General features: G+C 68.0%; 14 protein-coding genes and 1 pseudogene. 13 read left to right on the forward strand and 2 right to left on the reverse strand.

Annotated features, from left to right (window positions below):
• Positions 1 to 13: 13 nt before the first annotated feature.
• The 12 genes and pseudogenes from AC3A3X_RS15795 to AC3A3X_RS15850 all read left to right on the forward strand — a co-directional run bounded on the left by AC3A3X_RS15795 (position 14) and on the right by AC3A3X_RS15850 (position 13,541).
• Positions 14 to 2,110, forward strand: a complete 2,097-nt coding sequence (locus tag AC3A3X_RS15795; RefSeq protein WP_487583974.1) for a CHAT domain-containing protein — start codon at positions 14 to 16, stop codon at positions 2,108 to 2,110.
• Between the two features lie 21 nt (positions 2,111 to 2,131).
• Positions 2,132 to 4,214: pseudogene (locus AC3A3X_RS15800) on the forward strand (NACHT and WD repeat domain-containing protein); the annotation flags it as partial.
• Between the two features lie 1,095 nt (positions 4,215 to 5,309).
• A complete protein-coding gene (locus AC3A3X_RS15805; protein WP_487583987.1) occupies positions 5,310 to 5,933 on the forward strand; it encodes a WD40 repeat domain-containing protein in 624 nt (207 codons plus the stop codon).
• A 16-nt stretch (positions 5,934 to 5,949) separates the two neighbouring features.
• Positions 5,950 to 7,368 (forward strand): hypothetical protein, encoded by a 1,419-nt coding sequence (locus AC3A3X_RS15810; protein ID WP_487583975.1) that lies wholly within the window; start codon positions 5,950 to 5,952, stop codon positions 7,366 to 7,368.
• 42 nt (positions 7,369 to 7,410) lie between these two features.
• Positions 7,411 to 8,721 (forward strand): hypothetical protein, encoded by a 1,311-nt coding sequence (locus AC3A3X_RS15815; protein ID WP_487583976.1) that lies wholly within the window; start codon positions 7,411 to 7,413, stop codon positions 8,719 to 8,721.
• Positions 8,722 to 8,849: 128 nt separating this feature from the next.
• Positions 8,850 to 9,194, forward strand: coding sequence for a type II toxin-antitoxin system TacA family antitoxin (locus AC3A3X_RS15820; protein ID WP_487583977.1), 345 nt, complete (start codon positions 8,850 to 8,852; stop codon positions 9,192 to 9,194).
• Positions 9,079 to 9,675: a GNAT family N-acetyltransferase gene (locus AC3A3X_RS15825; protein ID WP_487583978.1), complete on the forward strand. Its 597-nt coding sequence runs from the start codon at positions 9,079 to 9,081 to the stop codon at positions 9,673 to 9,675. The genes AC3A3X_RS15820 and AC3A3X_RS15825 overlap by 116 nt, the downstream gene beginning before the upstream one ends.
• Before the next feature lie 210 nt (positions 9,676 to 9,885).
• On the forward strand, positions 9,886 to 10,479 hold the full coding sequence (locus AC3A3X_RS15830; RefSeq protein ID WP_487583979.1) for an anthranilate synthase component II: 594 nt from the start codon (positions 9,886 to 9,888) through the stop codon (positions 10,477 to 10,479).
• A gap of 65 nt (positions 10,480 to 10,544) precedes the next feature.
• A complete protein-coding gene (gene trpD, locus AC3A3X_RS15835) occupies positions 10,545 to 11,600 on the forward strand; it encodes an anthranilate phosphoribosyltransferase (protein ID WP_487583980.1) in 1,056 nt (351 codons plus the stop codon).
• Position 11,601: 1 nt separating this feature from the next.
• Positions 11,602 to 11,973 carry an antibiotic biosynthesis monooxygenase family protein gene (locus tag AC3A3X_RS15840; RefSeq protein ID WP_487583981.1) on the forward strand — a complete coding sequence of 124 codons (372 nt, stop codon included), beginning with the start codon at positions 11,602 to 11,604 and terminating at the stop codon, positions 11,971 to 11,973.
• A gap of 60 nt (positions 11,974 to 12,033) precedes the next feature.
• Positions 12,034 to 12,825 carry an indole-3-glycerol phosphate synthase TrpC gene (gene trpC, locus AC3A3X_RS15845; protein ID WP_487583982.1) on the forward strand — a complete coding sequence of 264 codons (792 nt, stop codon included), beginning with the start codon at positions 12,034 to 12,036 and terminating at the stop codon, positions 12,823 to 12,825.
• Positions 12,822 to 13,541 carry a haloacid dehalogenase-like hydrolase gene (locus AC3A3X_RS15850; protein WP_487583983.1) on the forward strand — a complete coding sequence of 240 codons (720 nt, stop codon included), beginning with the start codon at positions 12,822 to 12,824 and terminating at the stop codon, positions 13,539 to 13,541. Before trpC ends, AC3A3X_RS15850 begins: the two co-directional genes overlap by 4 nt.
• A gap of 88 nt (positions 13,542 to 13,629) precedes the next feature.
• Here AC3A3X_RS15850 and AC3A3X_RS15855 read toward each other — a convergent pair whose 3' ends face one another.
• Positions 13,630 to 14,091 carry a GNAT family N-acetyltransferase gene (locus AC3A3X_RS15855; RefSeq protein ID WP_487583984.1) on the reverse strand — a complete coding sequence of 154 codons (462 nt, stop codon included), beginning with the start codon at positions 14,089 to 14,091 and terminating at the stop codon, positions 13,630 to 13,632.
• On the reverse strand, positions 14,091 to 14,780 hold the full coding sequence (gene crp, locus AC3A3X_RS15860) for a cAMP-activated global transcriptional regulator CRP (RefSeq protein ID WP_487583985.1): 690 nt from the start codon (positions 14,778 to 14,780) through the stop codon (positions 14,091 to 14,093). Before crp ends, AC3A3X_RS15855 begins: the two co-directional genes overlap by 1 nt.
• A 215-nt stretch (positions 14,781 to 14,995) precedes the next feature.
• Between crp and speD the strand changes: the two genes are divergently transcribed.
• Positions 14,996 to 15,790, forward strand: coding sequence for an adenosylmethionine decarboxylase (speD, locus tag AC3A3X_RS15865; RefSeq protein WP_200606931.1), 795 nt, complete (start codon positions 14,996 to 14,998; stop codon positions 15,788 to 15,790).
• Positions 15,791 to 15,956 lie beyond the last annotated feature (166 nt).

Raw genomic sequence — 15,956 nt, forward strand, 5'->3', positions numbered from 1 at the left:
ACGAGCACACGCCATGGCCGCCCTGTACAGCGAACTCGAACTGCGGATCCAGTGGCTGGACCGCGGCGTCTATTTCGTCGGCGGCAAGTACATCGACACCGAACAGGACCGCGAGAACGACATCCTCGATCCGGTGCGCGTGGCCATCGACCTGCCCAGGCTGCGCGAGCTCGCGCACGATCCCGATGCCTACGGTGCCGCGCTGGCGCAGATGCTGTTCGGCAACCCCGGCGACCCGATCCATGAGGCGTTCATGCGCGCACGCGTGGCTTCGGCCGCGCGCGACGGCCTGCGCATCCGCCTGCACGTGCAGGCCAGTGCACCGGAGCTGCATGCGCTGCACTGGGAGCTGATCCACGAGCCCGGCACCGGCAAGCCGCTGCTGGCGAGCCCGACGATCTGGTTCTCGCGCTTCCTCAGTACCGGCGACCTGCGCCTGCATCCGCTGCAGGACCCCGACAGCGTGCAGGTGCTGGTGGTGGTCGCCAATCCGAGCGATCTGTCGACGAAGTGGAATCAGCCGGCGCTCGACGCCGACCAGGAGTTCGAGGCGGCCTCGCAGGCGATCCGTTCGCAACTGGTGCCCGGCGTCCGCCGCATCGCCATTCGCCGGCTGGACAAGCCTGCCACCGTCTACAACATCGTCAGCGACATGCGCGAGAGCTACTCCGATGTCGTCTACCTGGCCTGCCACGGCACGCTGACGGCCGATGGCGAACCGCGCCTGCTGCTCGAAGACGAGGACGGCCTGGGCGAAATGGTCAGGGGCGAGCAACTGGTCGAGCGTATCGCCGCCGCGAACGAGCGGCCGCGGCTGGTGATCCTGGCGTCGTGCCAGAGCGCGGGCAGCCGCAACGGCGAGGGACTGGGCGCGCTGGCGCCGCGCCTGGCGCAGGCCGGCGTGCCGAACGTGCTGGCGATGCGCGGCGATGTCACCCTGGCCTCGGTCGCCCGCTTCATGCCGCGGCTGTTCCGCGAGCTGGTCGAGGACGGCCAGATCGACCGCGCTGTCGCCGCGGCGCGGTCGGACATCGGCGACCAGCGCGACTGGTGGATGCCGGCGCTGTACACGCATTCGCGCAGCGGCGCGCTGTGGCCGGCGCGCAATGTCGATGCCGAATCCTTCGACCGCTGGGACGCGGTGGTGGGCGACCTCCACGACGGCCGTTGCGTGCCGGTGCTGGGGCCGGGACTGGTCGAGAGCGTGTTCGGTTCGACCCGGGCCATGGCGCGCGAATGGGCCGAGCGCTACGAGTTCCCATTGGCGCCACGCAATCGCGACGACCTCGCGCAGGTGGCGCAATACCTGGCCTACCAGCAAAGCCGCGCCTACGTGCTGCGCCAGCTGCGCGGTTACCTGACGCGCTACCTGCGCCGCGAATTTCCCGACCGCATTCCGCAGGACCTCAAGGATGGACCGGCACGCGAGGGCCTGGTCGACCAGCTGATCTCGCACATCGGCACCGCCGAGCGTACCGGCAACCCCAGCGAAGTGCACAAGCTGCTGGCGAAGTTGCCCGTGGCCATCTACGTCAATGCCAACCGCGACAACATGCTGCACGACGCGCTGGTCGAGGCCGGCCGCAAGCCGCACGTGCAGCTGTGCACCTGGCGCAGCCTTGGCGACCGCTCGCTGCGGCAGGGGCCGGTGCCCGAGCCGAAGTACAAACCCAGCCCCGAGGAGCCGCTGATCTTCCACGTCTTCGGCAACTTCCAGTACCCCGAAAGCCTGGTGATGACCGAGGACGACTACTTCGACTTCCTCACGGCGGTGACGCGCAACGAAGCGCGCAACCTCAGCATTCCGCTGGAGGTGAGCCGCGCCCTGGCCAGTTCCGGCCTGATGCTGCTCGGCTTCCAGATGGACGCCTGGGACTTCCGCGTGCTGTTCAGCAGCATCGTGCGCCAGCCAGGCATCGACCTGTCGCTCTTGCGCACGCGCGTGGCGATCCAGATGAGCCCGGACGAAGCGCAGTCGACCGATCCGTCCAGGACCTACCAGTACCTGCGCAACTACTTCCGCGAGAACGCGCGCATCAACCTGTTCTGGGGCTCACCGGAGGAGTTCATGGTCAAGCTGATCGAACGCTTCGAGGACGAGACCGACTAGGCCATGACGATCGACGCGACCATGCCTGCAGGACCGGACCCCAACGTGCGTGGCGACAACCCGTACGTCGGCCCGGTGCCGCTGTCGGACGGACAGAAGCTGTACGGACGCGAGCGCGAGACCGACGAACTGGTCGACCTGATCGTCAGCAAGCGCGTGGTCCTGCTGCTGTCGCCGTCGGGCGCGGGCAAGACCTCGCTGATCCAGGCCGCGCTGGCGCCGGCGCTGCGCGAGCTCTACGAGCTGCAGCCGCTGCCGATCATCCGCCTGGGCTATTTCTGCCCCGACTGGCGCACGGCGGCCCTCACCAACCGCTACCGGCTGGCGATGCTGCGCGCACTGGAACGGCGCCTGCCGGCGGCCGAACAGCTGTCGGACCAGGCCCTGGCCGAATACTCGCTGGCGCGCTATTTCCTCCAGCGCCTCGGGCCGACGCCGCCCGGCGAGGTGTCGCGGTACTGGCTGCTGATCATCGACCAGTTCGGAGCTGCTCACGGTCAATCCGCTGGACGAGGAGGACAAGCGTGCCTTCCTCGACGAACTCGGCGCGCTGCTGGCCGGGTTGGACACCGACGACGGCACGCAGGTGCCGGTCTGGGCGCTGTTCGCGATGCGCGAGGACCGCGTGGCCGAACTTGAGCCGTACCTGGATCTGATTCCGACCGCGCTGGCGTACCGGTATCGCATGGACGCGCTGGCGCTGGATGCGGCCCGCGAAGCGATCGCCATGCCCGCCGGCGATCGCATGTCGGCCGATGCCGCCCAGCAGCTGGTGCAGGACCTGTGCACGGTGGTCGTGCGCGATGCCGATGGCGTCGAGACGCCGCGCCAGGGGCGCTTCGTCGAGCCGGTGCAACTGCAGGTCGTCTGCCGCGACCTGTGGGAGCGCATCGTGGTCGGCGAGAAGCGCAGCATCCAGGCCGACGACGTGGCCACCTGCGAGGCAAGCGAAGTCGATCTGGCCCTGCGCGCGTACTACGACCGCGAAGTGGATGCGGCGGCCGCGACCGCTGGCGTTTCCGAACGCAGGTTGCGCGAATGGATCAGCACGCAGCTGGTCACCACCGGCGGCGTGCGCACCCAGGCGTTGCGCGATGCGACCGCGCTGGGCGATATCGACACGGCCGTCGGGCGCCTGATCGATGCCCACCTGCTGCGCTCGGACGCGCGCAACGACCGCGAATGGGTGGAGCTGTCGCACGACCGCCTGCTGGCGCCGATCCACGCCGCCAACGAAGCGTGGGAGGTCGCCCACCTCACCCCGTTCCAGATGCGCGCCAAGCGCTGGCAGATGGCCGACGCGCACAACGACCGCAACTGGCTGATCACCGGCAGCGAACTGATGGAAGCGCGCGAGTTCGCCCGCCAGCACCCGGACTACCTCAACAGCAACGAAGAGCAGTTCCTGCAGGCATCGGAACAGGAACACAAACGTGCCACCGGCGAGCGGCGTCGCTACCTCGCCCTGGGCGGCACCGCGGTGCTGGCGGTGGTGGTGCTGCTGGGCTACTGGTTCTTCAACCTCAGGAAGGAACAGCACGAACTGGCGGTCAGCGAGATGCGTTCGGAAATCTCGCGCGAAATGCGCAGCACCGACGACTACCCGCCCGTGCAGGCGCTGGACATGCTGGTGCGCCTGCGCGAGCGCGCCGATGCCTTGCCGGAGGGCCGGTCGTTGTCGCTGCGGATCGGTCGCGCAATGCGCGAACGTCTCGGCGGCATGCCGGCGGCGCTGGTGCGCGGGCTCAATCCGCACGGGCACGTGGTGTGGTCGCTGGTCTTCACCGATGACGGTCGCCAGCTGCTGGCAGGTTCCTGGGACGGCCGCATCTCGGTGCAGGAGCCGCAGACCACGGGCCCGGCCTACATGACGCCCGACCAGGGGGCCGAGACCTACCAGGTGGTGATGTACGAGCCAACGAAACTGGTGGCCTCCACCTACATCGACGGCCGCGTCGTGCTCTGGCGTCTGCGCGGTGGCGGACTGCAGCGGATCGGCCTGCTCGATCCGACCCCCGGGCGACAGCGACGGCAGATGACGACGGCGGCCTTCAGCGCCGACGGACGCATGCTGGCGGTGGCGGGCTGGGACAAGATGGTGGAGCTGTGGGACGTCTCCGATCCGGCCGCCCCGCGCGCGTTGACGGCCTTCGGCGAATCGGCCGCGCCGATCCAGAAGATCCTGTTCCTGCCGCCGGCGCCCGGCGGCGGCGACGAGCGCCTGGCGTCGACCGACCTGGAAGGCAACGTACGCATCTGGACGATCGCACCGGGCCAGAGCAGCCGTCCGCCGCTGTGGCGCAAGTTCAGCATTCGCGACCACCTCGCCCGCGAAGTCGGCATATTCAGTGCCGCTGCCGATCCGTCGGGGCGCTACTTCGTCGCCGGCGACTCGGAGGGATTCCTGCACGTCTGGGACCTGGCCGCGGCGAACGCGGCGACCAGCGGCACGCGCCTGACGGTCGCCTTCCACGGCCGCGGCCAGCTCGACGCCCAGGTTCGCGGCATCGCGTTCGCGCCGCACTCGCTCGAGTTCGTCAGCGTTGGCCTCGACGGTTGCGTGATCCGCTGGCGCCTGCCGGCCGATGCCACCGGGCCGGGCGACATCGACCGGCGCACCGTGGCCAAGCGCTACGGCGAGGTCGGCGAGCGTCTGTACAGCACGACCTACCAGCCCGGCAGCGATGGCGTGATCGCCGTCGGTGGCACGCGTTCGATCTGGCTGGTCGACCTCAAGCGCGGCAACGGCTCGGTGCTGGCGCAGCCGTTGCCGTTCGCCGGCACTGAACCTGCGGCGTGGCGGGCGCTGTCGATGGATCGCGCCTCGGCCGTGGTCGCCGCTGCCGGCACCGACGATCGCATCCACTTCTGGAAGAAGATCGGCAATCGCCTCCAGCAGCAGTCGCGATGGAGTCTGGCCACCGGCCGCCGGGCGGCCTTCGTGCTCGAACCCGGTGGCGCGCACCTGATCAGCGCCGACTGCGACGGCAAGGTGCTGCGCTGGGCATTGCGTGACGGTGCGGTCCCGCAACGCACGGTCCTGTCGGGCGGCGATGGTGAAGGCCGCGGCGATGCCAAGTGCGTGCCGGCCACGCCGGCCGTGAGCAACGACGGACAGTTCCTGGCGACCAGCGTCGGCGCCAACCTGAACCTGTGGCGCCGCGGCAGCGGCGACAGCTGGAGGATGCAATCCACGCAGATGCTCACGCGCCCGGTGGTCGACCCGTCGCTGGGCAGGAACGAGGACCCCATCGCCAGCCTCGCCTTCGGTCCCGGTTCCGACCGTCTCGCGGTCGGTTCGGAAGCCGGCCTGATCCGCTTGTGGCTGAAGGCGCGCGACAACCCGACCTTCAGCACTGACCGGCGCTGGGTCGACGCGGGCAAGAACGTGCTGGCACTGGCATTCCAACCCGACGGCGCGGTGCTGGTGTCCGCCGGCGAAGACGGCTGGCTGACGCAATGGAAGGTGCCGGAGCTGATCCGTATCAAGAATCCCGTGCCGCACCACGAACGTGCCGTCACCGCGCTGGCGTTCTCCGCGCCGGCGCGTGGCACCGATGCGGTCCTGGTGTCGGCCGACCGCGACGGCAACGTCGTGGAATGGTCGAAGGGATCGATCACCGGCACCACGATCGATATCGCGCCGCGCTCGGGCAAGCCGGTCAACGCCATTGCCCTGGACGCGAGCGGAACGTTCCTGGTGACGGCCGGCGAGGAACTGCTGGCGTGGGATTACTCACCGGCGAACATCGAAGCCACCGCGCGTGCGTTGACGGGCCGCCCTGCCAAGGTCGTAGCCACCGCACCGGCGCGCGGCAAGTGAGCCTGCGAGGATCTGTATGAATGCCGTGATCGACCACGACGACGCGCCCGTTCTCAACGGTATCAATGGCGCCACCGGTTCCTACCTGTCGGCGTTGAGCCTGGATCAGATCGCGCGGATCGCCAGAGGGGAACCGGTCGAGGCGATCGTCAGCAGCGAGCTGCGCGTACGCCATGAGGCGACCGATCTCACCTTCGGCGCGCCGCTTGGCATCGATCCGCAGGACCTGTCGCAGGTCGGCTGGGGCGCGGTGTTCGCCCATGATGTCGCCGCGGACGTGGTGCAGGCGCTCAAGCCGCTGATGGACCTGCGCCACGCGCAAAGCGGCGACCTGTTCAAGGTGTTTGCCGATGCGAACGCCTACCGGCCGGGCGAGAAAGCCCGCGCCTGGCTCGGCCGCAACGGTGCCGAACTCGGCCAGGCGCAGGTCAAGCGCGTGCCGTACTACCTGCTGATCGTCGGCGGGCCCGAGTCGATTCCGTTTCGCTTCCAGTACGAGCTCGGGGTGAACTACGCGGTGGGGCGCATCGCCTTCGACAGCGTGCAGGAGTACGGGCACTACGCGCAGAGCGTGATCGCGGCCGAGCAACGGCAGCCGGTCGCGCGCCGCGCATGCTTCTTCGCCGTGCGCAACGACGACGACCGCGCCACGCAGATGAGCTGCGACCTGCTGATGACGCCACTGGCGGCATCGCTGCAGGCCGGACCGGCCACAGCGCGGTCCTGGCAGGTGCAGACGCTGATGGCGGCCGAAGCGACCAAGGCCGCGCTTGCCGCCCAGATCAACGGCGACGATGCACCGGCACTGCTGGTCACCGCCAGCCACGGCATGGGATTTCCCAAGGACGATCCGCTGCAGCTGCGCCACCAGGGCGCGCTGCTGTGCCAGGACTGGCCCGGGCCGCGCCTGCACCGCGGCGCGATTCCGGGCGAGCACTATTTCTCGGCGGACGATGTTGCCGACGGCGCCTCGACGGCGCCGGCGATCGCGTTCCATTTCGCCTGCTACGGCGCCGGCACGCCGCAACTGGACGACTACGCGCATGCCGATGGCATGCGCGCGGAGATTGCCGCCGCGCCGTTCCTGGCCGGCCTGCCGCGCCGTCTGCTTGGCCGTGCACAGGGCGGCACGCTGGCCGTGGTCGGTCATGTCGAGCGCGCCTGGACCTACTCGTTCACCTGGCCCGGCCTGGGCGCGCAGACCCATACCTTCGAGAGTTGCCTGGGCGAACTGATGAAAGGCGCGCGCGTCGGCGCGGCGATGGACGCGTTCTCGATGAAGCACGCCGATCTGGCCGTCAGCCTCAATGGCGAGCTGGAAGACCTCAAGTTCGGCGCCCGTCCCGACGACCGCAGCCTGGCCGGGCTGTGGACCGCCAACAACGATGCGCGCAGCTATGTCGTCATCGGCGACCCGGCCGTCCAGATTCCCTGAAGCCCCCTGACGCCCCCTGATGCACCGCACGGAGTTGCCGCCATGACCATCGAAACCATCCCCGGGACCGCCATTCCCTACTACCTGGTCACCTTCGACGCCAAGGGCCGCGAGCGCGACGACGACTCCGACGGACGCATGAGCGAGCGCGTGCTGCAGGCGTTGCGCGACGAACAACCCAGCGATGTCTTCGTCTTCATCCACGGCTGGAAGGGCGACATCCCGGCCGCGCGCAAGCAATACGGCGCATGGATGGGCGCGATGATGGCGCTCGACGGCGACCTGCAACGGGCCAGGCAACAGCGGCCGGGCTTCAAGCCGCTGCTGGTGGGGCTGCACTGGCCGAGCCTGCCGTTCGGCGAGGAGTCCTTCGACCCGGCAACGTCCTTCGCACCCGGCGCGGTCGATGAGCTGGAGGCGGAGATCGATCGCTGCGCCGAGCAGATCGCCGATACACCGGCCGCGCGCGCGGCACTGCGCACGATCTTCGAAGCCGCGCAGATGCAGTTCGCGCCGGCGACGCTGCCCGACGACGTGCGTGAGGCCTACGCCGCGCTCGACCGTGAGTCGGGCATGGGCGCGCAGGGCGTCGCCGGCGATCCCGGCGGCGACCGCGAACGCTTCGACGCCGAGGCCGCGTACGCCGACGCCCTCGACGATGCCGCCAGCTTCGGCGGTGGCGGCGTGCGCAACGCCTTGCTCTCGCCGCTGGTGCAACTGTCGTTCTGGAAGATGAAGGACCGCGCGCGCGAGTTCGGCGAGAGCGGAGGATTCGCCTTCCTGACCGCGCTGATGCGCGCCAGCGAAGGGCGCGACGTCCGCGTCCACCTGATGGGGCACAGCTTTGGTTGCATCGCCGTCTCGGCCAGCGTCGCCGGCCCTGTCGGCAGCCGCTTGCCGCGGCCGGTGCATTCGCTGGTGCTGGTGCAGGGCGCGCTGTCGCTGTGGTCGTACTGCGACGCCATCCCCTCGGCGCCGGGAAAGCCGGGCTATTTCCGCAAACTGGTCGCGGAGCACGCGGTGGCCGGGCCGATCGTCACCACCCAGTCCAGCCGCGACATGGCCGTCGGCAGCCTGTACCCGGCCGCGGCCGGCGTCGCCCGGCAGGTGGCGTTCGCGCCTGGCGAACTGCCCAAGTACGGCGGCGTCGGCACCTTCGGCCTTCGCGGCGGTGGCCTCGAGATCGCCGATCTCACCGTCCAGGGCAAGGATGCTGCCTACGGCTTCCAGCCCCGGCGCATCTACAACGTCGAGTGCAGCACGGTGATCCGCGAAGGTGGCCCGCCATCGGGCGCACACAGCGACATCGCCCGGCCCGAGGTCGCGCACCTGGTCTGGGCGGCGGCGCTGTAAGGCAACGGCACATCTGTGGTCCGGAGCGCTGGAAGAGATTGCATTCCTTGTGATGGTGCCATTTTGGCACCGCGTCCTGTATAGTAGCCCGGTGGCAATCCGCCACAGAAGAGAGCTTGGGAGTCCCCATGTCCGCAGGTGCCGCCGAGCGGGGTCGCATTACGGCCCGCGTCCCGGCTTACGCGCAAGACGTAATCGAGCAAGCGGCAAGGCTTACAGCAACGACGACAAATCAATTCGTTGCCCAGGCCGCGCTGCGGGAAGCAGAAAGAATTGTGAGGGAAAGCCGGACCATCCAGTTGAGTTCACGGGATGCTGAGCGGTTTTTCGCAGCACTGGACAACCCGCAGCCGGTCAATGAACGCCTTGCTGTTGCGCTCCGCAATCATCTGGAGAACAGCACAAATGCAGGAAGCAGAACCGGAGCTGGAACTACTCGTATTGGATGGAAGCCACGACCGCGCAGCGTTTGACTGCGGCGTAGAACCGTTGAACACCTGGCTGCGTAGCGTTGCCAGCCAGCAGGCAAAGAACAACACCGCTCGCACAGTCGTAGCCGTGCCCAGAAACGTGTCCGCATGGCACTGCGCCGGCTACACGGATGTCACCGGGGCCACCATCCTGGGCTACATCGCGATTTCCTCGGGCCAGGTCGAAGGCACAGCCCTCCCTCAAGCCACGCGAGGAAAGCTGCCGAGGTCGGTGCCGATCGCCCGACTCGGTCGTCTAGCCGTCGACAAGCAATTCCAAGGGCAGAAGCTCGGAGAGACCCTTCTGATGGAGGCCATCCGCCTGGCCGTGATTGCTGCCGAGAGCATCGGGGTCGCAGGTATCTTCGTCGACGCCAAGGATGGGCTGGGACCTTTCTACGAGAAGTACGGCTTCACTGCTTGCGAGGACGACCCTGCCAAGCTGTGGATGCCTTTGGCTTCGCTTCGAGACCTCCTGGCCTAGCGATGGGGCGACCCACGGCTCACGCCTCCAGCAGCGGGGGCTAGGATCCCGGCGCTGGCCTGCGCCGCCCCGTCGACAGCCTGCGGCCGTCGCTGCCGCTATCATTCAGGGCTGGGTGCTGCTTCAGCGCGCCCGAGAAGGGGTAACGAAGCGGAATCCGCGACGCTACTTTCCCGAGAACGCTTGGAACCAAGGGCGGAAAAGCGCGTCATGCTCCTGATGATCGACAACTACGACAGCTTCACCTACAACCTCGTGCAGTACCTGCAGACGCTCGGGGCGGAAGTGAAGGTGGTCCGCAACGACGAGCTCAGCGTCGCCCAGATCGAGGCGCTGCAGCCGGAGCGGATCGTGGTCTCGCCGGGGCCGTGCACGCCCAACGAGGCCGGCGTGTCGGTCGACGTGATCCGCCAGCTCGGCCCGCGCATCCCGGTCTTTGGCGTCTGCCTGGGCCACCAGAGCCTGGGCCAGGCCTATGGCGGCGACGTCATCCGCGCCAAGCGCATCATGCACGGCAAGACCTCGCGCATCCGCCACGAGGGCAAGGGCGTGTTCGCCGGCCTGCCCGACGGGTACGAGGCCACCCGCTACCACTCGCTGGTGGTGTCGCGCGAGACGCTGCCCGATTGCCTGGAAATCACCGCCTGGAGCGAGACCGCCGACGACGCGTCGGGTGCGGTCGAGTTCGACGAGATCATGGGCCTGCGCCATCGTGAATTCCCGGTCGAAGGCGTGCAGTTCCACCCCGAATCGATCCTGACCGAACACGGCCACGCGCTGCTCAAGAATTTCCTGGAGCGTTGACGGCCGGGCAACCGGTCCTTTTCATTCGCATTGCCCCGTCGCATTCGAGAACCTGGCAGCCCCCCATGCCCATCACCCCGCAAGAAGCCCTGCAACGCACGATCGAGCATCGCGAGATCTTCCACGACGAGATGGTCGAGCTGATGCGCATGATCATGCGCGGCGAAGTGTCGCCGACCATGACCGCGGCGATCCTCACCGGCCTGAGGGTGAAGAAGGAAACGGTGGGCGAGATCGCCGGCGCCGCGACCGTGCTGCGCGAGTTCGCGCGGCCGGTCGAGGTCGCCGACCGCACCGGACTGGTCGACATCGTCGGCACCGGCGGCGATGGCGCGCACACCTTCAACATCTCCACCGCCAGCATGTTCGTCGTCGCTGCGGCCGGGGCCAAGGTGGCCAAGCACGGCAACCGCAGCGTCTCGTCCAAGTCCGGCAGCGCCGACGTGCTCGAGGCGCTGGGCGCGGCGATCGAGCTGCAGCCCGAGCAGGTATCCCGATGCATCGACCGCTGCGGCATCGGCTTCATGTTCGCCCCGGTCCACCACCCGGCGATGAAGGTGGTGGCGCCGGTACGGCGCGAGATGGCCGTGCGCACCATCTTCAACATCCTCGGCCCGCTGACCAATCCGGCTGGCGCCTCGAGCATCCTGATGGGCGTGTTCCACCCCGACTTGGTCGGCATCCAGGTGCGCGTGCTGCAGGAACTCGGTGCCAGCCGCGCCCTGGTGGTGTGGGGTCGCGACGGCATGGACGAGCTCTCGCTCGGCGCCGGCAGCCTGGTCGGCGAGCTGCGCGACGGCGTGGTGCGCGAGTACGAGGTGCATCCGGAGGACTTCGGCATTGCCATGGCCGCCAGCCGCAACCTGCGCGTGAACGACGCCAACGAGTCGCGCGCGCTGGTGTTGCAGGCGCTGCGCAACGAAAGCGGCCTGCCGCGCGAGATCGTCGCGCTCAACGCCGGCGCGGCGATCTATGCCGCCGGCGTCGCCGACAGCATCGCCGAAGGTATCGACCGCGCACGCGCGGCGCTGGCCTCCGGTGCGGCGCACGCCAAGCTGGAGGAATTCGTCACTGCGACGCGCGAGCTGGCTGGCCAGCCCCAGCCCGTAGCGGAGGCGTGAGATGGACGACGCCTTCGCCCGCCTGCCACAGCCGCCGTACTACGCGGTGATCTTCTCCTCCCGGCGCAACGGCGATGACGATGCAGGCTATGCCGAAGCGGCGCAGCGCATGGTCGAGCTGGCCGCGCAGCAGCCGGGCTACCTCGGCGTGGAGTCCACCCGCGGCGACGACGGCTTCGGCATCACCGTGTCGTACTGGGAATGCGAGGCTGCGATCGCGGCCTGGCGCCAGCACGCCGAACATGCGGCGACCCGCGCCTATGGGCGCCAGCACTGGTACGAGCACTACGAACTGCGCGTGGCGAAAGTCGAGCGCGCCTACGGCAGGGCGGCGGCAAAACGGGCGGACGGCCTGGTGGACAGCAACGAGTAACGAGTCCAGGTCGCGTCAATCCCGCTTTCCCCTTCCGCACTTTTCACTGGTCCACAGCCCATGAGCGACATCCTCAACACCATCCTCGCCCGCAAGGCCGAGGAGATCCAGCAACGCAGCCGGGTGCGAACGCTCGCGGAGATGCGCGAGCGCGCCCTGCAGCAGCCGCCAACGCGCGGCTTCGTCGAGGCGATCCGCAAGCGCCACGCGGCCGGCGAGGCGGCGGTGATTGCCGAGGTGAAGAAGGCCAGCCCGTCGAAGGGGCTGATCCGCAAGGACTTCCATCCGGCCGACATCGCTCGCAGCTACCAGGCAGGCGGTGCGGCGTGCCTGTCGGTGCTGACCGACGTCGATTTCTTCCAGGGCAGCAACCTGTTCCTGGGCGAGGCACGTGGCGTCTGTTCGCTGCCGGTGCTGCGCAAGGACTTCACCATCGACCCGTACCAGGTCTATGAAGCACGCGCGATCGGCGCCGACTGCATCCTGCTGATCGTCGCCGCCCTCGAGGACGGCCCGCTGGTGGAGATGGCCAACCTGGCGATGGAGCTGGGCATGGATGTGCTGGTCGAGGTGCACGACATCGACGAGCTCGAGCGCGCGCTGCAGACCGATTGCGAGCTGATCGGCGTCAACAACCGCAACCTGCGCACGTTCGAGGTCTCGCTCGATACCACCCTGGCGCTGCGCAGTGCCGTGCCGCGCGACCGCACCCTGGTCACCGAAAGCGGCATCGCGACCCGCGCCGACGTGGCGACGATGCGCGAGGCCGGCGTGCAGACGTTCCTGATCGGCGAGTCCTTCATGCGCGAAACCGACCCGGGTGCCGCGCTGCATCGGCTGTTCGCGGCATGAGCAAGGAGATGGACCCCGGGCGTCCCTACTCGCCGCTGGTCGTGTTCGACTTCGACCACACGCTGTACGACGGCGATTCGGGCAGCCACCTGGTGCTGTGGCTGATCCAGCGCCACTGGGCACGGGTGACCGCGGCGCTGCTGCTGTCGCCGTTGCTGCTGCCGATGATCGCGTGGTTGCCGACCCGGCGGCGGGCGATCTCGGCGTACCTGTGGATCGGCACCGTCGGCACCCATCGCCGCGGCGACATGGACGATCTGATTGATCAGTACGTGCGGATCCACACGCGGCAGATCCGTGCGCGGCTGCTGCCGGTGGCGCTCAAGGTGCTGCAGCGCCACCGCGACGCCGGCGACCGCGTGATCATCGCCACCGGCGCGTCGCCGGAGCTGGCGCGCGCGATCCTGGACTTCGTCGCCCACGAGGACCTGCCGGTGATCGGCAGCATCGGCGGTCCGTTCCTGGGCGGCATGATCACGGTCGAACACTGCCACCACCGCAACAAGATGCGGATGATCTGGGATGCCGGTTATGACCAGATCGCGGTGGCCTATTCCGACAGCAGCGCCGACCTGCCGCTGCTGCAGGCGGCGCGCAAGCCGGTGGTGGTCAATCCCAAGCACAGCCGGGTGGCGATGTTCCGCCGCGTATTGCCGCCGGGGACGCCGATCCTCAACTGGGGCTGCAAGCAGCGCGGCGGCGACCGCGTGAGCTGAGCCATTGAGCCCCTCTCCTTTGAGCCCTCTCCTTTGAGCCCCTCTCCCGCTTGCGGGAGAGGGGTTGGGGTGAGGGCAGGCGCCTGACTCAGTCGCCCAGCGCCTTGATGAATCGCAGCGAGCCATCGGCGTAACCGCAATGGCGATAGAAGGCGTGGGCTTCGGCGCGACGGGCGTTGCTGGTGACTTCGATGCGACGCACGCCGATGCGACGCGAGATCAGCTCGACTTCGCGCAGCAGGCGCCGGCCGATGCCCTGGCCCTGGCTGCCGGCCTGGACCACCAGTCCGGTGATGCGCGCCAGTTCGTCGCCGTGGATCACCGAGTAGAGGGTGTACAGCGACACCAGGCCGCACGTATCGCCGTCGACCTCGGCCAGCAGCAGGTGCTGGCGCGGGTCATGGCGGACCACCGCAATGCGTTCGGCCGCCTCGTCGCGCTTGCACGGGTAGCCCAGTTCGCCCAGCAGCCGGGCGACATCGCTGGCGTCGCCAAGTTCCGCGGCCCGCACCCGGATCGAGGTGTCGGCGGAACCGGCGACGCGTCCCACTATCGGGTGCCGTAGAGGACGACGGTCTTGCCACGGGCGTGGAGCTTCTCGTCGGCCTGCAGCTTCTTGAGCACGCGGCCGGCCATCTCGCGCGAGCAACCCACCAGTCGCGACAGCTCCTGGCGCGAGACGCGGATCTGGGTGCCCTGCGGGTGGCTCATCGCCTCGGGTTCCTTGGCCAGGTCGTGCAGGGCACGGACGATGCGGTCGGTCACGTCGAGGAAGGCCAGGCGGCCGGCCTTGCGGCTGGTGTCGAGCAGGCGCCGCGAGATCTGCGCGCCGATGGCGTAGAGCAGCTTCGGCGCGTCCAGCGACAGGCGGGTCAGGAACAGGTCGTAGAGGCGCTCGTGGCCGATCTCGGCCAGCTCGCAGGTGCTGCGCGTGCGCAGGATCACCTCGCGCTGGTCGCTGGCGATGAACAAGCCCAGCTCACCGACGAACTCGCCGGGGCCGAAGTAACCCAGCACCAGTTCGCGACCGTCTTCCTCTTCGGTGATGATGCTGACCGAGCCGGAGACGATGTAATAGAGCGTGCTGGCCGGGTCGCCGGGCCGGAACACGTCGGTACGCGACGGGTAGCGACGACGGTGGCAGTGAGCAAGGAATCGCTCAATGGTCGCGCCGTCCGGCAGCAGTGGGCTGTTGGTTCGGCGCAGGGCAGGCGAGGGAACAACCGGATTGGCGGACATGGGCGTGAAGGTTTTGTGATGCGCCGAGCTTAGGCCGAACTAACGCTTTGGGCAAATATCCGCCGCAGAGCGTCACCCCGGCGGAATCTGAACCTGTGACGGAAGTGCCGGTTCAGGTTCGGCCGGTCCGGTGGTCCGAGGGAGCCTGCGCGTTCCCCCGTAACAACAATTGCCTCATAATCTCGCCCCTCACCGCCGTACCGGGACCCCCCACCGTGGTCAAGCCGTTGCCTCGCCTGAGGTTGCAGGGTTTCAACAACCTCACCAAGGCTCTCTCGTTCAACATCTACGATGTCTGCTTCGCGGCATCCGAGGACGAGCGCCGTCGTTACATCGAGTATATCGACGAGGCCTACAACGCCGACAGGTTGACGCAGATCCTGACGGATGTGGCGGAGATCATCGGCGCCAACATCCTCAACATCGCCCGCCAGGACTACGATCCGCAGGGCGCGTCGGTGACCATCCTCATTTCCGAGGAGCCGGTGATCGACAAGAAGGATGCCGGCAAGGAGATCATTTCCGACGCCGTGGTCGCGCACATGGACAAGTCGCACATCACGGTGCACACCTATCCGGAGACGCATCCGGACAACGGCATCGCGACCTTCCGCGCCGACATCGACGTGGCGACCTGCGGCGTGATTTCGCCGCTGAAGGCCTTGAACTACCTGATCGAGAGCCTGGAGTCCGACATCGTCATCATGGACTACCGGGTGCGCGGCTTCACCCGCGACATCAAGGGGCGCAAGCACTACATCGACCACAAGATCAATTCGATCCAGGACTACCTGGCCAAGAACATCAAGTCGCGCTACGAGATGCTCGACGTGAATGTCTACCAGGAGAACATCTTCCACACGAAGATGCACCTGAAGGAGTTCGACCTCGACAACTATCTGTTCGAGGAGAAGGCCAAGAACCTGTCGTTCAAGGAGCGCATGAAGATCGAGGCGCGCCTCAAGCGCGAGATCGAAGAGCTCTACCACGGCCGCAACCTGGCCGACTGAGGTCGTTGTTGCTTATGAAAAAGGCCGGCATTGCCGGCCTTTTTCTTTTCTAGGCCGTGGCCGTGAGGTCTGGGCTTTCGTCTGCGGGTCGGCGTCGTCCGCCGGGCCGGGGATTGCTCCGCCCCTTAGTCGGACATCCTGTCCGAATGCGGGGCGTGGGCCATCC

The sequence above is a fragment of the Lysobacter sp. Soil_N_23 genome, assembly GCF_057656135.1.

Coding starts and splice junctions, on each gene's coding strand:
- AC3A3X_RS15795 (WP_487583974.1), top strand. CDS start 14: ATGGCCGCCCTGTACAGCGAACTCGAACTGCGGATCCAGTGGCTGGAC.
- AC3A3X_RS15805 (WP_487583987.1), top strand. CDS start 5,310: ATGCTCACGCGCCCGGTGGTCGACCCGTCGCTGGGCAGGAACGAGGAC.
- AC3A3X_RS15810 (WP_487583975.1), top strand. CDS start 5,950: ATGAATGCCGTGATCGACCACGACGACGCGCCCGTTCTCAACGGTATC.
- AC3A3X_RS15815 (WP_487583976.1), top strand. CDS start 7,411: ATGACCATCGAAACCATCCCCGGGACCGCCATTCCCTACTACCTGGTC.
- AC3A3X_RS15820 (WP_487583977.1), top strand. CDS start 8,850: ATGTCCGCAGGTGCCGCCGAGCGGGGTCGCATTACGGCCCGCGTCCCG.
- AC3A3X_RS15825 (WP_487583978.1), top strand. CDS start 9,079: ATGAACGCCTTGCTGTTGCGCTCCGCAATCATCTGGAGAACAGCACAA.
- AC3A3X_RS15830 (WP_487583979.1), top strand. CDS start 9,886: ATGCTCCTGATGATCGACAACTACGACAGCTTCACCTACAACCTCGTG.
- trpD (WP_487583980.1), top strand. CDS start 10,545: ATGCCCATCACCCCGCAAGAAGCCCTGCAACGCACGATCGAGCATCGC.
- AC3A3X_RS15840 (WP_487583981.1), top strand. CDS start 11,602: ATGGACGACGCCTTCGCCCGCCTGCCACAGCCGCCGTACTACGCGGTG.
- trpC (WP_487583982.1), top strand. CDS start 12,034: ATGAGCGACATCCTCAACACCATCCTCGCCCGCAAGGCCGAGGAGATC.
- AC3A3X_RS15850 (WP_487583983.1), top strand. CDS start 12,822: ATGAGCAAGGAGATGGACCCCGGGCGTCCCTACTCGCCGCTGGTCGTG.
- crp (WP_487583985.1), bottom strand. CDS start 14,780: ATGTCCGCCAATCCGGTTGTTCCCTCGCCTGCCCTGCGCCGAACCAAC.